Raw genomic sequence first — 20,944 nt, 5'->3', positions numbered from 1 at the left:
ACCTGCGGGGATTACAATGCCCCGCCCCGTTTTCAGCCCCGCGGTTCCGGAAATCAGCGCTCGCCACGACACTGCGGACAGCAGCCCAGACCCCGTTCGAGACGCCATTCGAGGCCAGAAGACGAAGAACAGGCTTAATGCCTCTTCATAAGCCCGAGAACGCGGGAGTACAGGAGAGTAGGGGCGTCGATTCCGTAGAGGTAGTCGACATGGTTGAACTTACCGTCTGCGGTCGGGACCGGCTTGGGGTCACTACCGATACCGTTCCGGCTCGTGTCAGTGGCGTGCGCGGTACCGGTCGTGGCGAGTGCCGCCCCAGCAAGCATGAGGGTTGCGACTGCGCGCTTCGTACTGTTCATGGCCTGCTGAACGATCACTGATCGCAAGGGTCACGCGAAGTGGGGTGCCCGCACCGCGCAAGTCCCGCCCCATGCCCGGTGCCGGCGGTGGCGGGAGATCGCCCGACGGGGCGATGCCGCTGCCGACCTCCGCCGTACCGTGGACGCCAACGGCGGTGGCGTGTAAGCCCGTTGCGGGACATCACACTCCACCGCCCTCCAGGCGGTTGTTGCGCTGGGCGGTCGGCGGCACGTGGCAGTGGATCCTCGCTGCTGTCCTGGCCGCGCGGACGCCAACGACGACATCGGCTGGACCGGCCTCGGTGGACTCCACCGTGTGCCGAGCCCACCAGCACGCCGCCGGCGCCCGCACAGGGTGATCACGGCCGGGGCCGAACCCCCTGTACGGCGACACCGCCTGCATCCTGAGCGCAGCGTACGTCGCGGCGAAGGACCAAAACCTCCTCCTCGGCCACCGGAATAGCCGGAGCCCGCCGCGCATTTGGAGTTGGACCAACCGTGTTGGGTTGTCCGGGCAACACAGCAGAGGAATGCGGCAGCAATGGAATGACTACTCCCCGCCGGTATGACGGGTCGAACTGCACTTGCAACAGCGTTGCTTCGCTGCTCCCCGGACGACAACTGACACCTTCGCAACTGTGTCGGTCTTCGAATAGCCCCTGGCATGCCCGCTGGTCACGCCAGGGAAGCTCCGAGATCCCCGGCAGAGTCGGGCTCAGGGGCTGTAGGTGAACGGCACCGGTGTGCTGGTCCCGCCGGCGGTGGTGACGGTGACGTCGACCGGGCCGGGGCGGGACGAGGCCGGGGCGGTGGCGGTGCAGAGCTGGGGGCCGCAGGAGAAGTGGGGGGCCGGGTCGCCGTCGATGGCGACGGTGCCGCCGGCCAGGTCGCGGCCGAGGACGATGAGCTGCTCCCCGTCCGGCACCTTGCCGTTGGGGGTCAGACTGATGCCCGAGGGCACGGGCGGGAGCGGCGGTGCGGCGCCGGTGTAGGTGAAGTCGGCCGGGGCCGAGGTGGTTCCGCTGGGCCCGGCCACGGTGATGTCGGCGGAGCCCGAGCCGCCGGGGGTGGTGACCGTGCAGGCCGTGTCGGTGCAGTTGCCGGGGGCGGGTTGGCCGCCGATCAGGACCATGGCGCCGGTCAGTCCGGTGCCGGTGAGGGTGACGGGCGTGCCGCCCACGCCCGGGCCCGCGGTGGTGCTGACGGTGTCGACTTGGGGCGCCGCGGGGAGCACTGGGGCCGGTTGGTCGCCGCCGAACACGTGGGTGGAGAGGTGGCCGGTCGGGTCCTGGTCGTCCGCGTTGGCCACCAGGGCGGTGATCGCGCCGGTGATGGGCCCGGTCCCCGCCGCGATGAGGGTGATCTTCATGAAGTCGGACCGGCCGGGGGCCCGGTTGCCGAGGAGGACGGCCTCCAGGTGGCGGCCGTCGGGGGAGACGCTCTCGGTGAAGGTGTAGTCCGGCGGCATGGAGTAGAACATCGCGCCGTTGGTGGTTACCCCTGGGGGCAGGTCGACGGTGAAGTGGGTGGGACCGATGAGGTCCTCTGTTCCGACCGAGCTCCAGGATAGCGAGAAGACACCGACCCGTTGTTGCTCGGAGGGGTAGTTCCCGGCCTGGCCCAGGACCACGTGCGGGCCGGTGGCGGGCGGGTTGTCGGTGGGCGCTGCCGGGGAGGCGGTGGCGCCGGCGACGACGGCGGTCGCAGTCAGGGCTGCGGCGAGGCCGGCCCTGACGAGATTGGTGAGCGTGGACATGCAAGGAATCCTCGCGGGCTGTCGGCCCGGTCGCGGCCGTTTCCGGGGGCCCGTTCGAGAATGGCGGAAACCCGTGGTGTCACGGGCCGTCAGTCCTTCCGGCCTCACGGCCCGGCGGTGGTCGTGCTGGTGGAGCAGCGCCGAAGGGTGTGGCGCGAAGGCGTCGAGTGCGCCGAGGTCGTTGACGCTGGCGATCTTGTCCTCGGCGCCGGACAGGAGATGCTTCTCGCCCGGGCAGCACCGACCTGCTGCCCGCGCTGCCCGTCCTGGTGGCGGCCGAAGCCCGGGTGCGCGGGTCCAACGGGGGCCCCAGGCACTCGCGTCGCCGGGGTGGGGAGCCGGGGTGAGGCGCCGGGTGACACGGCGGCGAGGCGGCTACCGCGCCTCCTCCGGCGTCATCGCCCGTCCCCGGCGCGTAGCTCGGTGGCGATCTGGCGCCGGCCGGCGACCAGCGCCTCCAGCACCACCGCGACGCAGGCCACCAGCGCCAGGCCCACCGTGGGCAGTAGCACCGGTACCACCGTGAGCGACAGGGCGTTGCCGACCTTGGCACCGACCAGCGTGGAGATGTCGAAGGCCGAGCCGAGCAGTGCGACCGCCACCGCGGCGACCAGCCCGCCGCCGACGGCGGCCGCGAGGACCTGTGGCAGTGCCTCGGCGACGATCAGCGCCAGCCCCTGCCGGGGCCGCAGGCCCATGGTCCGCAGCCGGGCGAGTACCGTCGCGCGGTCGGGCGCGGCCTGGAACAGCGTCAGCAGGACGGCGAGCAGGGCGAACCCCGCGCCGGCGACCGCCGCGTACCGGAACAGTCGCCCGGCGGCCTGCTGCAACGGGTCCTCGGCGAGCTGCCCGGCGTACTCGCGGCTGCTGCCCACCGTGTACCCGGGAGGCAGCCCGTGGGTGCCCCGGCCCGCGGCCGCGGCGTCCTGCGCGATCAGCTTCGTGATGCCCGTCGGCTGGGTCAGGCCCTGCTCCAGGAGTGTCGCCCTGACCTGGTCGGGGTCGAAGTCGCCGATGCCGAGCCACTTGTTCATCCGGCCGAGTTCGGGCAGGCGCTGCGCGGCGGGACCGGCGGGCACCACGACGAACGGCAGAACCGGTTCCACCAAGGCAGGGGTGGCGGTGACGACTCCTGCGACGGTGGTGAACAGATCGTTCCCGGAGAGCAGGTGCACCTTGGGCGCGCCGGCGGCCAGCCGCCCGGCCAGGTCGCGGCTGAACAGTGCGGGCACCGGAGTGTCGGCGCCGCCGGGGGCGCCGGCGAGCTGCGCCGCGTCGAACTCGCCGACCCCGGTGCTCCGGGCGATCTCCGCGTACGCCCGCGGCTCCGCGACCACCAGAACGGCCTTCGTATACCCCTGGTCGGCGCCGATGAACAGGGTCCTGGAATCGACGCGGACCCCGGTCGAACTCCGGGCTCCCGGCAGTTCGGCGGCGGCTTTGGTGAAGGACTCCGGCAGGGTGGCGTAGTCCGGGACGGTGATGGCGATGTCGCCGCCGGTCGCGGCCCGCGCGGCCCGCATCCGGCTGTGCTCCACGGTGTCGAGCACGGTGGCGCCGAAACCGGTCGTGGTGACGGCGATCAGGAGCGCGAGCACCGGCAACAGGGACCGCCGACGACGCCCCGAGCCGTCGCGGGCGGCACGGGCCAGGCCCAGGAACCCGATCAGGCCGCGGCCGCGCCTGGTGAGTGCGGCCAGCCGCCCGAGCACCACCGGCACGATCCGGGCCAGCAGCAGTCCGCCGGTCACGGCGAGCAGCAGCGGGGCGGCCGCGAGCAGCGGGTCCACGCTGGACCCGGCGTGGCCGACGCCGCGTCGGCGGACCTCGGCCACGGCCGCGACGGTGACGGCCGCGACGGTGAGTTCGAAGGTCACCCGGCGCAGGGTGCCGATCACCCGGTCCCGGCCGCGGGCCGCCCGCTGACGCGGCCACAGCAGGGCGACACGGGCCGGGAAGGCCAGCAGGGCGAGCAGCGTCGCGGCGAGGGCCGCCAGCACCGCGTAGCCCCACCGGGGGGTGGGCAGCAGCAGCACGGCGAGCAGCGTGCCGAGCGCGGCGGCGGGCAGGACGGTCACCGCGCCCTCGCCGAGCAGGCGCAGCACCACCGCGCGGCGTGAACCACCGCGGGCGTACAGCAGCCGTATCTCGGTGGCGCGCCGGTCGGTGCCGAGGACCGCGGCCAGGAGCAGCACCACGGTGGCGACGCCCGCGACACCTGCCGGTCCGATCGCGCTCAGCGCCATCGCCGCGTGGTAGCGGGCGGCCGCCTCGGTGAGGACGTCGGGCAGGAAGGAGCTGATGTGCAGGTCCGCGCGCTTGGTCGCGGTGACCAGCGCCGTCGCGTCCCGTCCGGTCAGGAAGGGCTGGACGGCGGCGCGGATCCGGTCGAGCCGGTCGGCGCGCAGGGAGCCGGGGTCGACGGGCAGTCGCCAGAAGTCCTCGACGGTCTGGCCCCAACCGGTCAGCGCGGACAGGCTCGCGCCGTCGACGAAGCCGGTGGTCCGCCAGCGGTTGTCGCCGTGGGTGCCGAGGTCCAGGCAGGCCCGGCCCGGGCAGCCGAGGCCGTCCCAGAACGGGTCGAGCGGATCGTTGACGCGATAGAAGCCGGTCACCACGGCGGTCCGCCGCCCGGTGGGTCCGCCGGTGCCGCTGTCGACGACATCGCCGAGCTTGATGCCGACGGTGTCGGCGGCCATCCGACTCAGCACGATCGGCAGCGGGCCGGCGGCGGGCGCCTTGCCGGGCCACGTGCCGTCGGTGAGGGTCACGCGGTCGGCAAGGCCGTGCAGGTAGGCCAGGGAGAGCCCCGGGGCGATCTCCTCGGAGAGCCGTGCGTACCCCGGGTTGTACATGTCGTTGAACGCGGTGCTGGTGCCGTGGGCCAGGCCCGCTGGGGAGAGCGGGAGCTCCCGGCCGACCCGCGCGACGAGCTCCCGTTGCACGGCGTCGAGGCTGTCGGCGGTGTCGGTCGGTCGGGCTCGTGAGGTGGTGTGCAGGCTGGTCGGATAGATGCCCCGGTGGCTCACGTAGGCCCCGAGCGCCGAGTCCGCGTTCCGGTCCGCGATCCGGGGGAAGGCCGCCGCCAGGAAGACGGTGACGAGCACGAGGGCCGCCGTCAACAGGGCCGTCAGCGGGCTCGCGCGCAGCCTGGTGCGGACCCAGCGCGCGGGGCGGTGGGCGGGCCCTGGGGTGCCGGCTTCGGTGGTCACATCTCCTCCACGTGATGCGGCGGGGCGGCCGCCTTTCTACTTCCTACGGTGGAGTCCACCGGACACGTTCATCGCTTCGGTCCGTGCGCAGTTCAGCTGCGGACGGACGAAGCCGAGGGGCACGTCGGCGTACGGATCACCGCCGACTGATCGCCGGACGACCGACGATGCTGTCAGATTCGACCGGGAGGCGGAAGTGATCTGCGCGAATCAATTCCGGTACCGCCGGGATCCGTTGGACTTCGTTCCTCGGCCTACAGGTCGAGCGGACAGGCAGCGGTCTCGTCGGCCGCCCGGGTCAGGGGAGAAGCGGCCGGACGGCCAGCCATTCCTGGAGCTGGTCGCGACTGCGACCAGGCCGTAGGTGTCCGATGATCAGGTCGAGGTGGCCGGTCAGATTCCTGAGGCGGCGTAGCTCACCGATCTGCTCGGCAGGCAGGGCCCGCCAGCGGGCTCCCAGGGCGCCGGCCTCCGCAGGACTCAGGGCGAGTTCGGCGAGGGTGTCGGCGGCAAGAGCGTCAGGGTCCCAGTCGGGGTCCCGGGCGTCGGGACCGAGGTGATCGATGATCCACGCCCGGAGCATGAAGGCGTTCTGGGCCATGCGCGCCCGTTCCCAAGGACCGTCTCCGTGCAGGCGCGCGTTGACCCGCAGGGACAGTTTCGCCCATTGCCTGCGCTCCGCCGGTCCGAGGCCATCCTCGGAGCGGTACGCGCGCAGGGCGCTGATCTCCCGGATGCCCTCCAGCTCGCCACGATGCCGGCCAGGACGCTCGGCGAACGCGGTGAGCTGGTCGAACGTCAACACGCTGAGATCTCCGGCCGGTTCACTTGCTGAGGCGCTGTCCACGGACACCAGCCTGCACCATGAACGACGGACGACGGACCGCTCGGCCGGCCTCCCCGCCGGGCCCGGTACGCGCAGCTACCAGTCCGACAAGGTGCCCAAGAACCTGGCCAGCATGACCGACGTGTCCTGATGAACAAGCGGTCAGGTCAGGATGATCGGATTGGTGAGTGCGGCGGTGTTTCCGTCGGGATGGCGGACCTCGACGCGGACTGACGCCGAATCCTCCGCCCTCGTGTCCCACTGCACCACGCCCACCCCGTCAGCGGGGAGAGGTGCCCGGTGGACCTTTCCTCGATCGGTGTGGAAGCTGACGGTCCCCGCCGGAACACCTTGTACTGATGCCCGCACTTCCACCTGCCCGCCACGAGTCGCGAGTCGTTCCCCCACCCCGGCAACGCGACCACCGGCACGGGCGGTGAACGACACGTCCACGTCCGCCGATTCGGCGATCCAGCTGCGGCCGGCGCGGATTCCGGCCAGGATCGCCTCGGTGCTCAGCTCCTCGGCGAAGACCACGGTGTGGGGGATGCCGATCTGCCCTTCCAGGTGGGTGTCGCTGTTGCCCATCGCCGGCCGCCACGAACCCGAGTGGATGTCCGCCGCGAGGCTCCGCCCCCACTCTGCCAGGGCCGCCTCGTTGTCGGCGTTCCAGGGCCGGTCCGAGGTCCACGCTCCGTTCCACACCTCCACCGCGTCGAAGCCCCGGAAGGGGAACATGAAGTCGCCGGACGGGTAGGGCGCATGCGGGTGCGCGGCCACGCACAGGCCTCCTGCTCGGTGGACCTGGTCCAGGCACCTGTCGACCAGTCCGTCCCTGACCTGGTGGTTCCAGTCGACGACCTCGCCGGGATCGATGCCGAGCGCGAGCCAGTGCCCGGTCTTCGTGGTCACTTCCTCACCGAGGAGGATCAAGAAGTCGTCGGCGGCCAGCTGCCCCCATACACCAGGGGGCGCGGCCGAGTTGTGCTCCGTTGTCGCGATGAAGTCGAGCCCGGCGGCGCGCGCCCGAACGACCAACTCATCAGGGGTGAGTTCCCCGTCCGAGTGGACGGAGTGGACATGGCAGTCCCCGCGGTACCAGGCCGCCCCGCGTCCGACCGCCCGCGCCGGCGGGAAGCTCAAGCTCGACAAGGTTCCCCCTCAAGTCCTGTCGAGCCAACGCGCAGGCAGGGCAAGCGGTTCCGTCGCACCGCTGGGCACCATCTCAGCCGAAAGGTCAGACCAAGATCTGATTCTGAATCGATCAGTTGGTACTCCAGCTGTAGGTCGTGATCTTCATGGTTGTTTGGGCGGCTTGTCGCTGGTAGTGGCTGGTGTGGGCGCATGCTCGGTGGCGGCGGCGCCATGTGGACCGTCGCAGGTGGCGGGAGAGGTCGCGGGCGGGCCGGGGCAGCAAGGTGGTGAACAGGCGTCGGATTTCGCTGCCGGTCAGCGGGGCGAGGCCGGTCATTGATCTCTGCGGGGCGCCAACCTGGAGACCGGCATGCGTTGTGCATCCGGCAAGATCAATAGAGGATGCATGCTGGACGGCAGACGGAGGGAACCGCCTCGCTTGCCGCCCGGGTGGGGAAGTCGCAGGCAACGCATTCCTGGGTCCCTGGCCGTGCCGGCGCGAGGCGGCTGACTGGAGTGGGAGAGTCCGGCGTGGTGATTGCGGAGGAAACGGAGTTCGACCCGGAGGAGATGTTCGGGCTCTACGTCTCGGTCGGGTGGGAGGGGTACACCTGCGACGTCGACAAGCTCTGTCGCGGTCTGGCCAACTCGCACCTGGTCGTCACTGCCCGCGATGAGTCAGGCGTGCTCCTTGGCCTGGCCAGGACGGTCTCCGACGATGAAAGCATCTGCTACGTCCAGGACCTGCTGGTCAACCCGAGGTTCCACCGGCAGGGGATCGGCCGGGCGTTGCTTGAACACCTGATGGAGCGGTACGCGCACTGTCGCCTCTTCCTGTTGTCCACCGACCACGAGTCGACACCGGAGGGGAAGAGGAACCACGCCTTCTATCGGCAGATGGGCTTCCTCTCCTACGAGGAGAAGCAGATGGCGGGCTTCGGCCTGCCGAGGATCCGGGCGCCCCGAGGCCAAACCGAGACGTGACGCGCCAAGCCTCGCCCTTGCGCGGCTGAAGGTTGAGCGGGCCGAACCCGTCCACGCAGACCACCCGTCCGTCGGCGGGCGGCGCGTCGTAGAGCTCCAGGACCCGGTGCATCCTGGCGATGAAGGCCGGGTCCGTGGATGCCTTCCATGTGGTCGTCGTCTGCCAGGAGACTTTGCCCTCGCGCAGGATCCGGCGCAGGGTCTCGAGTTCCCGGTCGACCAACCGAGCCGAGCCACTGGCCCCGTACTTCGAGGGTCACCGTTCCAGGTCTGTGGCCAGCGGGCCTACGGTTTCGGCCGAAGCGCCGGGTGTCGTGATCATCATGAGCTTCTGAGGTTCGGGCACGGCCGAGAAGCCGGCTCGCGCGTAGACGTCGTGGGCGTCCAGCGTGGATAGCATCAGCCGCTTCAGTCGGAGAGGCGCCAGCGTCGTGACGACCGATTCCGCCAGCCAGGTGCCGATGCCCCGCCCGCGCGCCTCGCGGGCAACGTAGACATCGCAGAGCCAGCCGAAGGTGGCGTAGTCGGTGACCACCCGGGCGAAGGCGAGTTGCTCAGCCGTGTCCGGGGTGTAGACGCCGAAGACGAGCGAGTGCTCGATCGAGCGTGCCACGGCATCTCGGCTCCGGCCCAGTGCCCAGAAGGCGTCGGTGGAGAGCCAGTGGTGCACACGGTCGAGGTCGATGCGCGCGGGGTCGGTATCGAGGGTGAGGCCGTCGGCCCTGGTCGTGATCACGGAATCCGATCGTAGGGCCCGGGCCCGAGGCGGGGGCCCGTATCGCCACGCTTCACCGCTTTCAGGTCTGTGGCCAGCGGGTTGGGTAGAGGATCATCCGGCCGGTGGGGCGGACCTGGCGGTTGTCCTGGTAGAGGCTGACCATGGTCTGCTCGGGGCTGCGCGGAGTCGGCCTTGTCGGCGGGCAGGCCGGCCAACAATGCGTACCAGCCATCGACGGCGGCCTCGGCGTCCAGCACTTGGTGATCGAAGCGCCAGTGAAGGCCCGGGACGCCGGTGGCGTCCTCCGTGATGCGTCAGCGTAGGCCCACACGGCGGCGGGCGGCGATAAGGGCGGAATCCCACTGGTCATCGAGGCCAAGGGCTGCTTCGCCCGCTGCCTGCAGCACCCGGCCGACCACCTCGAAGGGCAGCTCTACCTGGACCGGCTGTCCAAACGCGACCGCAAGGACGCGCTCCGCCGGACCGCCGAACGCCGCGAGGCCGTCCTCGCCCGCTGCGCCGTCCGGCCGCTGCGCCGTCCGGCCGCTGCGCCGTCCGGCCGCTGCGCCGTCCGGCCGCCGAGCCGCCCGGCCGCCGCGCCGCCGGGCTCGACAGCTGAGCTGACCCGCTGCGGCGGTTTCACCCGCCGCCCTCGCCGGCGACTGTCACCAGCGCCTGCGTGCCGGTCACCCCCAGCAGCGCCAGCCGTTCGGCGTCCTCGGTGCCGGGTTCGGCCGTGTAGACCATGATCCGCAGATCGCTGCCCGCGACGCTGAGCACGTCGCAGTCCAGCGTCAGCGATCCCACCTGCGGGTGGTCGATGGTCTTGCGCGAGGCCTCCTGGTGCCCCACCGCGCCGGAGTCCCACAGCTCGGCGAACCGCTCGCTGTTGCCGCGCAGATCAGCGATCAGACGCCGCAGCCGCAGATCCGCCGGGTAGCGGCTCGCCGCCGCCCGCAGGTCGGAGACGACCGCGGTCTCCAACGCCTGCCGGGACTCCGGCGTGTGGCGGACCCGGCTGTCCGGGCCGAGGAAGTTCCGCCACGCCCCGTTGCGCTCCTTGCCGTGCCGTTCACCCATCAGCGCGGTGTAGAGCGGATTGGCCAGCAGCAACGTCCACGCCGCGTCGTAGACCGCGACGGGTGTGCCGGTCAGCCGGTCCAGCATCCGTTGCACGCCGGCCGTGATGTAGGCGGGCACCGTGCCGCGTCCCGGCGCCACCAGCCCGGCGACCCGGAAGAGATGCTCACGCTCCTCCGCGTTCAGTCGCAGTGCCCGCCCCAGCGCCTCGACGACCTGCTCCGACGGGTTGGTCGCCCGGCCCTGTTCGAGGCGGGTGACGTAGTCGACCGAGATCCCGGCCAGCAGCGCCAGCTCCTCCCGGCGCAGTCCGGCGGCGCGTCGATGGCCGCCCACCGGCAGTCCGGCCGCCTCCGGCGGGACCCGGTCACGCCAGCGCCGCACCGTCCGCCCGAACTCCGTGGTCGCCATGCCACCACTGTGCACCGCCCCACCCGCGGGTGCCTGGTACCGGCAGTCCCAGGAAGGCCGGACGCATGGCTGACGGCATCGCCGCGCAGCATCCTGGAGGCATGACCACAACACTGATCACCGGAGCGAACAAGGGGCTCGGCTTCGAGACCGCCCGTCGACTCATCGCCGCAGGTCACACCGTGTACATCGGCAGCCGGGACCCCGAGCGCGGGCGTCGCGCCGCCGAACAGTTGGGCGCACGGCTGGTCGTCATCGACATCACCGACGACGCCTCGGTCGCCGCGGCGGCGAGGACCGTCGAGGCCGACGGCGGCCTGGACGTGCTGGTCAACAACGCCGGCGTGGAGGAGCGGGACGAGGACAACGGCATCGTCGGTGCCGCGGACGTCACCGCCGACCTGATGCGGAGCACGTTCGAAACCAATGTCTTCGGCACGGTACGCGTCACCCATGCGTTCCTCCCGCTGCTGCAGCGCTCCGCCGCCCCCGTCATCGTCAACCTCAGCAGCGGCTTGGCCTCGCTCACCCGCGTCACCACCGCCGGCACCCCCGCCTACGCGTACCCCGGCGTCGCCTACCCGGCCTCCAAGGCCGCCGTCAACATGGTCACCGTGCAGTACGCCAAGGCGTTCCCGAACATGCGCATCAACGCGGTCGAGCCCGGCTTCACCAAGACGGACCTCAACGGCAACACCGGCATCCAGACCGTCGAACAGGGCGCCGAGATCATCGTCCGCATGGCCAGCCTCACCCCGGACGGCCCCACCGGCACCTACACCGACGCCGAGGGCCCGCTGCCCTGGTAACCGACCCGCCCACGGCGGCAGCCACGGGATGGCCATGGGCGACGCGGGCGGCGTCCACGTCTTCGTCTGCCGTGCGTGCCCCTGCTGGCCCACGATCCACCGGTACGACTGCTGAGCTCCCGCGAGTCGTGGGCGGTGCTGGCTGGCGGTGCCCGCACGCCGGCCCGCGTGTTCCTGCGGTTGCTTCGGGGTGTGGGCTGAACCCGCCGACCGGCAGGTAGGGATCGACCATCGTCCACTGATCGTCAGTGAGTTGCCGACGGACGCGTCACAGCTCACCCTCCTCCCTGTTCGGCTCTCGGAGGAGGGCGGAGCCGCGGGACTGGTCACAACCTCACACAGGCCCTCATTCCCGTAGGTCGTGGCGGTCGGTGAACCGACGAGGTCCGCCGTCCCGTTGAGGCGTGTACCTGACCGTCCTCCGATAGAGAGTTGGCTGCCATGACCTCCAAGCGTGTTGTCCGGTCCTCCGTACTGACAGCCGTCCTGGCGCTGAGCGCCGGCTTGGCCCTGGCTCCCGCGGCGCAGGCCGCCACCCCCTACGCCGGAACGACGCAGTCGGCCGGCCCGGCGGTGTCCGGCGGTTATGCGTTGCGCAGCACCCAGGTCACCCTGTCGAACCAGACTGGCAGCATGCTGTACCTCGGCTCGGCCACCTTGGCCCACGGGTGCTGGACCGCCGGCAGCTCGCTGCCCCCGAGCTACGTCCTGCCGAACGCGGCGCCCAGTTGGAGCACCGAGTCGTGCGGGTTCCTGACGGGCACCGAGGGGCAGATCGGCTTCGGCGTGGACACCTGGAGCGGGTCGATCCACTGGAGCAATCCCTATGCCGGGTCGAACGTCAACGAGTGCACTGTCGGCGCGGGCCTCACCTGCCAGGTGATCGGCGGTAGGGGGGACAACGCCGCGGTCACCTTCGTGGTGCGGCGCGCCTGAGGCCTGACTCGCCCGGTCGCACGGAGGTCGCCGTCCTCGCCGTCGCTGCCCGTCATTCGTCCTGTCGTGAAAGAGACTTGATCGGACGTCAGATTCGCCGGGGCAGTCTGTGAGGACTGTCTCGGGCAGCAACCCGCCGGCTCTGAAGGGGCGGTACGTGAGCCGGTGTCCGTTTCGTCATTGCGGTTGGAATAGGCGAGGAGCCGCCTGCCGTGCACGGTGAACCGGGCATGACGGTGGGGTACGAAGACCTCCGTGTGTGGTGTGGAGCCTGGACACCTCCACCACACCGGAGGTCTTCGCCGTGATCAGGTCCGCCCACCGTCGACGGCGCTCATGGTCAGCGCACCTGGCCCGACCTCGACCGCACGTGGTCGGCGATCGCCACGTCGTCGTCCGCGTCGTACATCTCGTCGATCAGCGTGGCGAACGACCTCACGACGGCGTTGCGTTTGACCTTGCCGTTCGCGGTCCGCTCGCCGCGTTCGACCTCCAAGGGGCGCGGCAGAACGCGGAAGTCCTTCAGTTGTTCCGCCCGCGCGAGATCGGCGTTGACCCGGTCGACCTCCGTCCGCAGGCGTTCGGTGGCGGCCTCCGCCGACGGGGCGTCCGCGGTGGTGCTCGGCTCCAGCAGGACGGTGAGGTACTTGCGCGCCTCCCCGACGACGATCGCCTCGTTGATCAGCGTGCTCTCCTTCAACCGGGTTTCGATGGGTTGAGGACTGATCGTCTTGCCGCCCCGGGTGATGATCACGTCCTTCTTGCGGCCGATGAGCCGGATGTCGCCGTGGGGCGTGTACTCGACCAGGTCACCGGTGTGCAGCCAGCCGTCCCGGAGAACGGCCTCGGTCTCCTCCGGGTCGCGCCAGTATCCGGTGAAGAGAAGCGGTGCGCGGATCAGCATTTCGCCGTCGCCCGCGACTCTCACTTCGAAGCGCGGGTCCGCGAACTTCCTGCCGATGGTGCCCGGGCGGGGGAACGGCTGGTCGAAGTGCGCGACGGGGCACGCTCCGGTCTCGGTGAGACCGTAGTTCTCGCGGAGGTCGAGCCCCCAGATCTGCCAGATCCCGAGGACGCTCGCGGGCATGGCCGCGGACGCGGTGTAGGCGAGGCGGATGCGGTCCATCCCGATGGTCGCCCGCAGCGGCAGGAAGACTCCGCGCAGCGCGGCGGCGTACGCGATGCGCAGCGGTGCCGAGGAGCGGCGGCGGGACCAGCGGTCGTCGGCCACCCTGCGGCCGACCCACATGGCGACGTCGTAGACGTGGCGGCGCGATCGCGGCCAGGCCTGGGTCCGTGCGATGAGTTCACCGGCGGCCTTCTCGTAGAACCGCGGCGGCCAGAGCAGTGCCGTCGGCCGTACCGAGCGCAGCACGTCCCGGTAGTCCTCGATGGGGCAGTACGTGACCACCAGCCGGGTGAGCAACGGAGCGAAGAGCGATATCACCGCCGGCGCGACGTGGGCCAGCGGCAGGAATCCCACGACGTCGTGCTCGTGGCTCACGATCTCCGGGTAGAGGCCGACGACGGTCTGGATCGAGTGCTGCAGCGTCCGGTGCGAGTGCGTGACGCCCCTCGGCGCTCCGGTGGACCCCGACGTGTAGAAGAGCACTGCGGCGTCGTCGAGGGATCCGCCCGCGACCAACTCGCGCAGCGGGTCCAGGCCTTCGTCGGCGTGCCGTGCGTGCTGCGCTCCCTGCTCGCACAGCGCTTCCCAGGTCGTCCCGTTGACGGTCGCGGGCAGCGCCGGTGGCGTGGCGTCGATGCCGGCGACGAGTCGCAGCGCCGGTGTGCGTGCGGCGACCGCCGCTACTTTGGCGAGCTCCGTCGCCGTCTCGCCGATGAAGGCGACCGCCTCGCTGTGCGTGAGGAGTTGTTCGATCTCGGCGGGAGAGTTGGTCGGGTAGACGCCGACCGCCAAGCCGCCGAGGCTCTGCACCGCCAGCGCGGCGAAGGCCCATTCCGGGCGCGCGCCGCTCATCACGGCGACGCGATCGCCGTGCCGTACACCGTGCGCGGCGAGGCCGAGCGCGAGGTCGCGTACACGGCCCGCGTACGACCGCCAGGTGATCGTCTGCACGGCCCCGTCGCGCCGGTGCCGCAGCGCGATGCGGTCGGGTGTCCTGCTCGCACGATCGAGCAGCAGCCCCGGAAGCGTCCGGGCCGGTTCGAAGGTCCTCAGATCCATGACGCGGCTTCCTTCCCGGATCCGTTCGGCCCGGGTCCGCTCGGCCCGGGTCCGACGGCGATCACGCGGCACGCTCCCCGAGGCGGAGGAAGCCACCTCGGTACCACGTCACCGGCTCACCGCCGCCCGTCCGGGCTTCGTGCACGCGACCGATGAGGATCACGTGGTCGCCACCGGGGACGACCTGGTGCAGTTCGCAGTGGAGGACCGCCGCCGCGTCGGGCAGCGACGGGTGGCGTTCCTCGTCGGATTCGAAGCCGACGTGCGCGAACTTGTCCGCGCCCTTCGTCGCGAACCTCATCGCCAGTTCCGCCTGGGCGGGCGTCACGACGTTCACGACGAACCGTTCGGCGGCCATGAAGACGGGGAAGCAGTCCGCTCGCCGGTCCAGGCACACCAGCACGAGCGGCGGATCGAGTGACAGCGACGCGAAGGAACTCGCGGTGAACCCGTGCAGGGTGCCGGCCTCGCCGCGCGTCGTCACGATGGTCACGCCCGACGGGAAGCTGGCCAGCGCCGAACGGAAGACGGACCGGTCCACCTCCTCCACTCGATCAGTCATTCCAGGCCTCCCGGGCCGCTCGGGCCGCGGGGTCGTCGAAGACCCTGCGCGAGTCGGCGATCGTGGTTCGGAGCTGGGCTGCGGCGGCCCGGCCGGCACTGCCCGTGCGCAGGGCCCGCTTCAGCGCCGCGAACACGGCGGGCGGTTTCGCGGCCGCCGCCCGCGCGCGTGCTGTCGCGACGGCGAGCAACTCGCCTTGCTCGACCACGTGGTCGACGATGCCGACGGCCTGCGCGTCGAGCGCGTCGACGGGCTCTCCCCCCAGCAGGAGGCGCCGGGCCGCGCGGTCGCCGAGGACCGTGCGCACCCGGGCGATCCCCTTCACGGCCGGGAGCAGTCCGCGGTCGATCTCGGGGAAGACGAAACGTGCCTGCGGCGACGCGTACACCACGTCGGCGAACAGCGCGATCTCGATGCCACCGCCGACGCACCAGCCGTTGACCGCGCACACCAGCGGCCGGGGGAAGTCCTCCAGGGCGCAGAGCAGCGCGTGGAAGGCCGTCATGCGCTCGACCATGGACTCGGCGTCGTAGGCGCCAGCCTCCTTGATGTCGCCTCCCGCGCAGAAGAAGCGCTCGCCCGCGCCCGTCAGGACCAGCGCGGGGGCGTTCGGGCCGGCGGCGAGGGTGTTCAGTGCCGTCGTCAGCTCGCGGACGGCGGCGTTGCTCAACGCGTTCGCGGGTGGGTGGTCCAGGGTCAGGACGGCCGCGCCGCCCCCTGTGTCGGACACGCGGACAACGCTGCGCGTCGTACTGTGCCGGGCTGTGGTCATGGTCGTCTCCGATCAGTTCGCCGATGTGTGGGCAGTGCGGGCGGAGGGGAAGTTCGCGGGGCGCTTCTCCCGGAAGGCCTGGCGCGCTTCGAGGTAGTCGGCGCCGGCGAAGTCGAGGATTTCGAGCGCACCGGACAGTTCGTGCTGGGGCAGCGCGTTGGTGAGCCACGTGTTGAGGGCGCGCTTGGTGAAACGCAGGGCCTGCTGGGGGCCTTGGGCGAGCTGGGTGGCGACCTCCAGGGCGCGCGGCAGCACCTGCTCGCGCGGGACCGCCAGACTCACGAGGCCGATCCGCTCGGCCTCCGTGCCGGTCAGCTTCTCGGACGTCAGCACGTAGTACTTCGTCTTGGCCATCCCGACGAGAAGTGGCCAGATCAGCGCGGCGTGGTCACCGGCGGTCACGCCGACCTTGGTGTGGCCCTCCATGAGCACCGCGTCCTCCGCGACGATGCTGATGTCGGCGAGCAGCGCGGTCGACAGACCGTAGCCGGCTGCGGGGCCGTTGATCGCCGAGATGATCGGCTTCTCGATCCGTAGCATGGCTGACACCCGCTTGCGCTCGCTCTCCAGCATCGCCAGTGCCTGCTCGAGGGTCGGATCGGGCTCCCTGACGTCCATCCCCGTGCAGAAGGCCTTCCCGGCTCCGGTCACCACGACGACGCGGGTTTCGTCGTCGCGCTCGACGTCGGCCCAGATCCGGCTCATCTCCTCGAACATCGGCATCAGCAGCGCGTTGTACCGCTCGGGCCGGTTGATCGTGATCTGCAGGACGCCGTCGGCGGGGCGCTCGACGAGGACGTGGCCGGTGCCGTGGTCGTAGAGGTCGCTCATCGGACCGCCTCCACGGCGTTCTTGAGGTCGTGTCCGGCCTGGAACCGGCGGAGGGCCTCCTGGTGGGCGGGGCGCGCGGCGCGGATGTCGGCCAGCACGTCGTCGGCCGGGCGCACCACGTTGCGCGGGTGCTTGAAGCGCGGGATCACGTACTTGCCGAACAGCTCGATCGAGCGCATGAGCTGGTCGTGGGGAAGGCTGTCCACGCGCAGCACGAGCGCCTCCACGCCCATGTCCGCGTACCGCTGGACGTGTGCGATGCAGCGCTCCGGATCGCCGACGATGAAGCCCTGCGAACGTTCGAACATGTACTCCTCGTCGTCGAAGTCGACGTCCTTGACCGCGCCCATGTAGGCGTAGTCCTTCGACAGCTTGGACAGCCGCTCGAAGGCGTCGGTCGCGAGCCTGACCATGTCGAACAGGGGCTCGGCCTGCTCGCGGGCCAGCGCCGTCGTCTCGGCGCAGTGCATGCCGCCGCTGATCAGGACCATCTTGCGCGGCGTGATCGGGTACGGGTGGGTGGTGGCGGCGAGCGTCTCGTCGTAGAGCTTCAGCATGTTCTCCACGAGGTCGAAGCCCAGGAAGAACCCGCCCATGATGGCGCCGATGCCCATCGAGGCGGCGGTCTCGACCGAGCTCGGGCTGCCCGCGGCGGCCGAGATCGGCGGATAGGGCCCCTGCAACGGCTTCGGGACCAGGCTGCGCGGCGGGATCTTGTAGTGCTCGCCCACGAACGAGAAGGGGTCGTCGAGGAACGCCCGGCGGATCAGCTCGATGCCTTCGCGCCACTGGGCCTTGTTCTCGGTCGGGTCGACTTCGAACGCCCGCAGCGCGAGCGTCGTGTTGCCGCGTCCGGTGCCGAGCTCGACGCGGCCGTTGGACAGGATGTCCTCGGTCGCGATGCGCTCCGCGACGCGCAGCGCGTGATTGATCCGCGTCGGCAGCAGCGTCACCAGGTGGATGAAGCGGATCCGGTTCGTGAGGGCCATCAGGTACGGGTAGAGCACCTCCGGAGCGGAGATCGAGGCCGTGCCGATGGCGACGTGCTGCTCGGAGCTGCCGAAGGCGTCGAAGCCGACCCGCTCTGCGAGCAGCACCTCCTCGATCAGCTCTCGGTAGCGGTGCTGGTGGGTGAGTCCCGGCGGCGTGTCGCCCTCGGTCATGAGGATGAAGTCCATGTCGCCCCCTCCTTCGATGTTATTGGCCAGTAACGTAGTTCACGGACATAGTGCGGTCAAGGGCGGCTTCTTGGAACCCGTGAGTTATTGATGATTAACATTGGGTCGAAGCTCGCCGACCGCCGGCCCGGACGTCATCGCGTTCGCGGATCCGACAGCGGTCCTCGACGCCTGGCGCGGTGCGCCCGGCTCGTCGCGGGACTCGCCGACCATCTCGGCGGCCACGCGGACGTCGCCGAACGTTCGATCATGCTCGCCATCCGGCCGGATCCCGTCCGCGGCGACCGCGCCACCGCGGGCTTCACCGGCGTCATGGACGACGAACCGCCGGCCCGGGCATTAACCGGTGGCATCAAGGCCATCGCACCCGGCGGAGTGCTCGGCGACCCGCGTGGGATGTCATCCCACCTGGGGTTTTCCCACCTGAGCGCGGTGGCTGGCCTGCCGGCCGCGTACGCGACGGCTCGTTACCGGCCACTCGCCTAGACTGCACCCATGACGAGTTCATCCCCTCCTCGTGCCACGACTCCGCGCGGCTCCCGCCGGCAGGAGCTCATCAAGGTCGCCGGCGAGCTGTTCCACGAGCGCGCCTTCGACGCGGTCACGACCGAGATGATCGGTGCGCGCGCCGGGGTGAGCGGTCCCGCGCTCTACCGGCACTTCCCGAGCAAGCAGGCGTTGCTGATCGCCGTACTCGAGGAGCCGCTGAACGATCTCCTGGCGAATGCGCGCAAGACGGTGACCGAGGAGCGAGATCCGCGCCAGGCGCTGGAGGCGATGATCGACTACCACGTCACCCGCAGTCTCCAGAACGTTCCGTCCACGCTCGTGTTCCTGAAGAACGAACACAATGTGCCCGAAGAGGAACGCCACCGCATGCGGCGACTGATGCGCCTCTACGCCGAGGAGTGGAGCGCCCTCGTGGAGCGGCTCCGCCCCGATCTCTCGGACGCCCAGAACCGCGTCCTGACGCACGCCGTCTTCTCGATGATCAACTCGATTCCGCAGTTCAACAGCGGCCTCGCCCCGGACAGCGTCGCCACGACGATCCGCACCGCCGCGATCAACGCGTTGTTGGTTCCGCCGGGCACGGTCTGAACTGCCTGCGGGTGCTGCCGGCTTGACCCCTGACGTCGGCCTGACCCCTGACCCCTGACTCCTGACTCCTGACCCCTGACGCCGGACCGATCCTGGCCCAGCCGAGGCCGGGTCAGGCCTCTCCGCTCCGGGGCGCCGAGAAGTGCCCTGTTGCCTGCGCCTCGTCGCATGCGTAAGCATGCCTTTCGTGCCCGGACAGCACCGGGGTGCGAAAGAGGAAAGGGCTCACTCATGTCCACATTCCTTCTGATACACGGCAGTTGGCACAGCGGAAGCTGCTGGGAGCGGGTGGCGCCGCTGCTGGAGGCGTCCGGGCACCGGGTGTTCGCGCCGTCCCTGACCGGCTGCGGAGACAAGGCGTACCTGCTCGGACCGGAGGTGGGGCTCGACACGCACGTCGACGACGTGGTCGGGCTGGTCGCCGAGCAGGACCTCAGCGACGTCGTCCTCGTCGGCCACAGCTACGCGGGGCTGGTGATCTCCTCCGTGGCCAACCGGATCCCGGAGCGCATCGCACACCTCGTCTACCTCGACGCCCTGGTCCCGCAGGACGGCGAGTCCGCGATCGACGTCCAACCCGTGGGGCGGCGGATGATCGAGCTCGCCGAGAAGTCCGAGAGCGGCTGGCGCGTCCCCCCGATGCCCGAACTGCCCGCGCCCCTCGGCCTGTTCGGCGTCACGGACCCGGCGGACGTGGCCTGGCTGCGCGAGACGCTCACCGACCAGACGGTGCGCTGCCTGCAGCAACCCGTGCGACTGGACAACCCGGCCGCGGACGCGATCCCGCGTACCCACATCCACAACGTCGGGCCCACGCCGCCGGGCATCACCCGCCGCCCCGTCCCCCCGATCCAACCCAACGGCTCCGCCGCGCAGGTCTGGGAGCTGCCCACCGGCCACGACTGCATGATCACCATGCCGAGGGAACTGAGCCACCTGCTCCTCAAGCTCTCCTAGCCGGCCCCCGAAAAGTGATGCGTCCGCGACCTGCGGCAGGGCTGCCAGGGGGTCGCGTTCCCGGGCGTGGGCGGAATGCCGTGGGCGGAATGCGGATCGGCTGGCGTCCCTGGGCCGAGCACCGCCTCAAGGGTGCTAACTTAGGCAAGCCTAACCAGGAAGCGCGACCACACAGCCCAGGGGGGCACCATGGCAGACCAACCGACCCGCCGGACACCGCAGGCCCGCGAAGCACAGGTGCTGCGCACCGAGCGGATCACGCCGCACATGGTGCGCCTGGTCCTCGGCGGTGCGGGGTTGGAGGACTTCGACGCCACCGAGTTCACCGACCACTACGTCAAGGTGCTCTTCGCGCCCGAGGGCGTGACCTACCCGGAGCCCTTCGACATGGCGCGGATCCGCGAGGAGTTCCCGCCCGAGCAGCGGCCCATCACCCGGACGTACACCGTGCGGGCCTGGGACCCGGCCCTGCACGAGCTGACCATCGACTTCGTGGTGCACGGCGACGAGGGCCTGGCCGGGCCGTGGGCGGCCCGTGCGCAGCCCGGCGAGACGGTGCGCTTCCTGGGCCCCGGCGGCGGCTACGCCCCCGACGCGAGCGCCGACTGGCACCTGCTGGTGGGCGACGAGAGCGCGCTGCCCGCGATCGCCGCGGCGCTGGAGCGAATGCCGGCCGACGCCGTCGTGCACGCCTTCGTCGAGGTCGCGGACGCCGCCGAGGAGCAGAAGATCGTCTCGCCCGCCAGGGCCGAGATCAGCTGGCTGCACCGCGGCGCGCGCCCGGTGGGCGAGGCGCTGGTCGAGGCGGTGAGCGCGCTGGAGTTCCCCGCCGGCACGGCATCCGCGTTCGTGCACGGCGAGGCCGGCTTCGTGAAGGAACTGCGGCGCCTGCTGCGCCTGGAGCGGGGCATCCCGCGCGAGCGGATGTCGGTCTCGGGCTACTGGCGGGCCGGTCAGAGCGACGAGGCCTGGCGGGCGGCCAAGCGCGAGTGGAACGCCCAGGTGGAGGCCGAGCAGGAGTCGGCCGGCTGATCTACGCGGCCGGGTAGCCGCCCGCCCCGGCCTCTACCACTCGCCCCCGCCCTGCCTCCGTCGGCGCTGTACACGGAATCCTTGTCCTCACCCCGCATGCC

The 20,944-nt window shown here is 70.8% G+C and carries 19 protein-coding genes and 2 pseudogenes; 9 read left to right on the top strand and 12 right to left on the bottom strand.

Features of this window, described 5'->3' with window-relative positions:
* Nucleotides 1-559 precede the first annotated feature (559 nt).
* Nucleotides 560-709 (top strand): annotated as a pseudogene (locus OG556_RS34555) (IS5/IS1182 family transposase); the annotation flags it as partial.
* A gap of 365 nt (nt 710-1,074) precedes the next feature.
* Here the strand turns inward: OG556_RS34555 and OG556_RS34550 are convergent.
* From OG556_RS34550 to OG556_RS34535, 4 genes are all read right to left on the bottom strand, one after another.
* Nucleotides 1,075-2,115, bottom strand: a complete 1,041-nt coding sequence (locus tag OG556_RS34550) for an IPT/TIG domain-containing protein (protein ID WP_331743150.1) — start codon at nt 2,113-2,115, stop codon at nt 1,075-1,077.
* Between the two features lie 395 nt (nt 2,116-2,510).
* Entirely contained in the window at nt 2,511-5,327 is a 2,817-nt protein-coding gene (locus tag OG556_RS34545) for a hypothetical protein (protein ID WP_331743147.1), read from the bottom strand.
* 298 nt (nt 5,328-5,625) lie between these two features.
* Nucleotides 5,626-6,174, bottom strand: coding sequence for a hypothetical protein (locus OG556_RS34540; protein WP_371523070.1), 549 nt, complete (start codon nt 6,172-6,174; stop codon nt 5,626-5,628).
* 141 nt (nt 6,175-6,315) lie between these two features.
* Entirely contained in the window at nt 6,316-7,296 is a 981-nt protein-coding gene (locus tag OG556_RS34535) for a CehA/McbA family metallohydrolase (RefSeq protein ID WP_331745372.1), read from the bottom strand.
* Between the two features lie 522 nt (nt 7,297-7,818).
* Here OG556_RS34535 and OG556_RS34530 point away from each other — a divergent pair.
* Entirely contained in the window at nt 7,819-8,271 is a 453-nt protein-coding gene (locus OG556_RS34530; protein WP_371523069.1) for a GNAT family N-acetyltransferase, read from the top strand.
* Nucleotide 8,272: 1 nt separating this feature from the next.
* Here the strand turns inward: OG556_RS34530 and OG556_RS34525 are convergent.
* Together OG556_RS34525 and OG556_RS34520 are read right to left on the bottom strand one after the other, a co-directional pair.
* Nucleotides 8,273-8,479: pseudogene (locus OG556_RS34525) on the bottom strand (IS630 family transposase); the annotation flags it as partial.
* A 48-nt stretch (nt 8,480-8,527) separates the two neighbouring features.
* On the bottom strand, nt 8,528-9,007 hold the full coding sequence (locus OG556_RS34520; protein ID WP_331743134.1) for a GNAT family N-acetyltransferase: 480 nt from the start codon (nt 9,005-9,007) through the stop codon (nt 8,528-8,530).
* Nucleotides 9,008-9,345: 338 nt separating this feature from the next.
* Here OG556_RS34520 and OG556_RS34515 point away from each other — a divergent pair, with 338 nt between their 5' ends.
* Complete coding sequence (locus tag OG556_RS34515; protein WP_371523189.1) at nt 9,346-9,738, top strand: peptide deformylase; 393 nt, start codon at nt 9,346-9,348, stop codon at nt 9,736-9,738.
* On the opposite strand, the gene OG556_RS34510 is transcribed toward OG556_RS34515, so the two are convergent.
* Entirely contained in the window at nt 9,629-10,480 is an 852-nt protein-coding gene (locus OG556_RS34510; protein WP_331743132.1) for a helix-turn-helix transcriptional regulator, read from the bottom strand. The genes OG556_RS34515 and OG556_RS34510 overlap by 110 nt on opposite strands.
* Before the next feature lie 101 nt (nt 10,481-10,581).
* On the opposite strand from OG556_RS34510, the gene OG556_RS34505 reads away from it, so the two are divergent.
* Nucleotides 10,582-11,289, top strand: a complete 708-nt coding sequence (locus tag OG556_RS34505; RefSeq protein WP_331743130.1) for an SDR family NAD(P)-dependent oxidoreductase — start codon at nt 10,582-10,584, stop codon at nt 11,287-11,289.
* A 441-nt stretch (nt 11,290-11,730) separates the two neighbouring features.
* The gene (locus OG556_RS34500) at nt 11,731-12,225 is read left to right on the top strand and encodes a hypothetical protein (protein WP_331743128.1); all 495 of its coding nucleotides are present in this window, start codon (nt 11,731-11,733) and stop codon (nt 12,223-12,225) included.
* A 340-nt stretch (nt 12,226-12,565) separates the two neighbouring features.
* On the opposite strand, the gene OG556_RS34495 is transcribed toward OG556_RS34500, so the two are convergent.
* The 5 genes from OG556_RS34495 to OG556_RS34475 all read right to left on the bottom strand — a co-directional run bounded on the left by OG556_RS34495 (nt 12,566) and on the right by OG556_RS34475 (nt 17,756).
* Entirely contained in the window at nt 12,566-14,413 is a 1,848-nt protein-coding gene (locus OG556_RS34495) for an AMP-binding protein (protein ID WP_331743118.1), read from the bottom strand.
* Between the two features lie 61 nt (nt 14,414-14,474).
* Nucleotides 14,475-14,975 (bottom strand): flavin reductase family protein, encoded by a 501-nt coding sequence (locus OG556_RS34490; protein WP_331743115.1) that lies wholly within the window; start codon nt 14,973-14,975, stop codon nt 14,475-14,477.
* The gene (locus OG556_RS34485; RefSeq protein WP_331743112.1) at nt 14,968-15,705 is read right to left on the bottom strand and encodes an enoyl-CoA hydratase/isomerase family protein; all 738 of its coding nucleotides are present in this window, start codon (nt 15,703-15,705) and stop codon (nt 14,968-14,970) included. The genes OG556_RS34490 and OG556_RS34485 overlap by 8 nt, the downstream gene beginning before the upstream one ends.
* 54 nt (nt 15,706-15,759) lie before the next feature.
* Entirely contained in the window at nt 15,760-16,578 is an 819-nt protein-coding gene (locus OG556_RS34480) for an enoyl-CoA hydratase/isomerase family protein (protein WP_331743109.1), read from the bottom strand.
* Nucleotides 16,575-17,756, bottom strand: coding sequence for an LLM class flavin-dependent oxidoreductase (locus tag OG556_RS34475; protein WP_331743106.1), 1,182 nt, complete (start codon nt 17,754-17,756; stop codon nt 16,575-16,577). Before OG556_RS34475 ends, OG556_RS34480 begins: the two co-directional genes overlap by 4 nt.
* A 90-nt stretch (nt 17,757-17,846) precedes the next feature.
* Here OG556_RS34475 and OG556_RS34470 point away from each other — a divergent pair, with 90 nt between their 5' ends.
* The 4 genes from OG556_RS34470 (at nt 17,847) to OG556_RS34455 (ending at nt 20,843) form a co-directional block, all read left to right on the top strand.
* Nucleotides 17,847-18,242: a creatininase family protein gene (locus tag OG556_RS34470; protein WP_331743103.1), complete on the top strand. Its 396-nt coding sequence runs from the start codon at nt 17,847-17,849 to the stop codon at nt 18,240-18,242.
* Between the two features lie 9 nt (nt 18,243-18,251).
* Nucleotides 18,252-18,854, top strand: a complete 603-nt coding sequence (locus tag OG556_RS34465; RefSeq protein ID WP_331743101.1) for a TetR/AcrR family transcriptional regulator — start codon at nt 18,252-18,254, stop codon at nt 18,852-18,854.
* Between the two features lie 231 nt (nt 18,855-19,085).
* The gene (locus OG556_RS34460) at nt 19,086-19,811 is read left to right on the top strand and encodes an alpha/beta hydrolase (RefSeq protein WP_331743099.1); all 726 of its coding nucleotides are present in this window, start codon (nt 19,086-19,088) and stop codon (nt 19,809-19,811) included.
* A 189-nt stretch (nt 19,812-20,000) separates the two neighbouring features.
* Nucleotides 20,001-20,843 carry a siderophore-interacting protein gene (locus OG556_RS34455; RefSeq protein WP_331743096.1) on the top strand — a complete coding sequence of 281 codons (843 nt, stop codon included), beginning with the start codon at nt 20,001-20,003 and terminating at the stop codon, nt 20,841-20,843.
* The last annotated feature ends 101 nt before the right edge of the window (nt 20,844-20,944 follow it).

This window comes from Kitasatospora sp. NBC_01300, from assembly GCF_041435235.1.
GTDB lineage: Bacteria > Actinomycetota > Actinomycetes > Streptomycetales > Streptomycetaceae > Kitasatospora.
The sequence above is the reverse complement of the archived record's forward strand: the minus strand, read 5'-3'. Positions and strand labels throughout refer to the sequence as shown.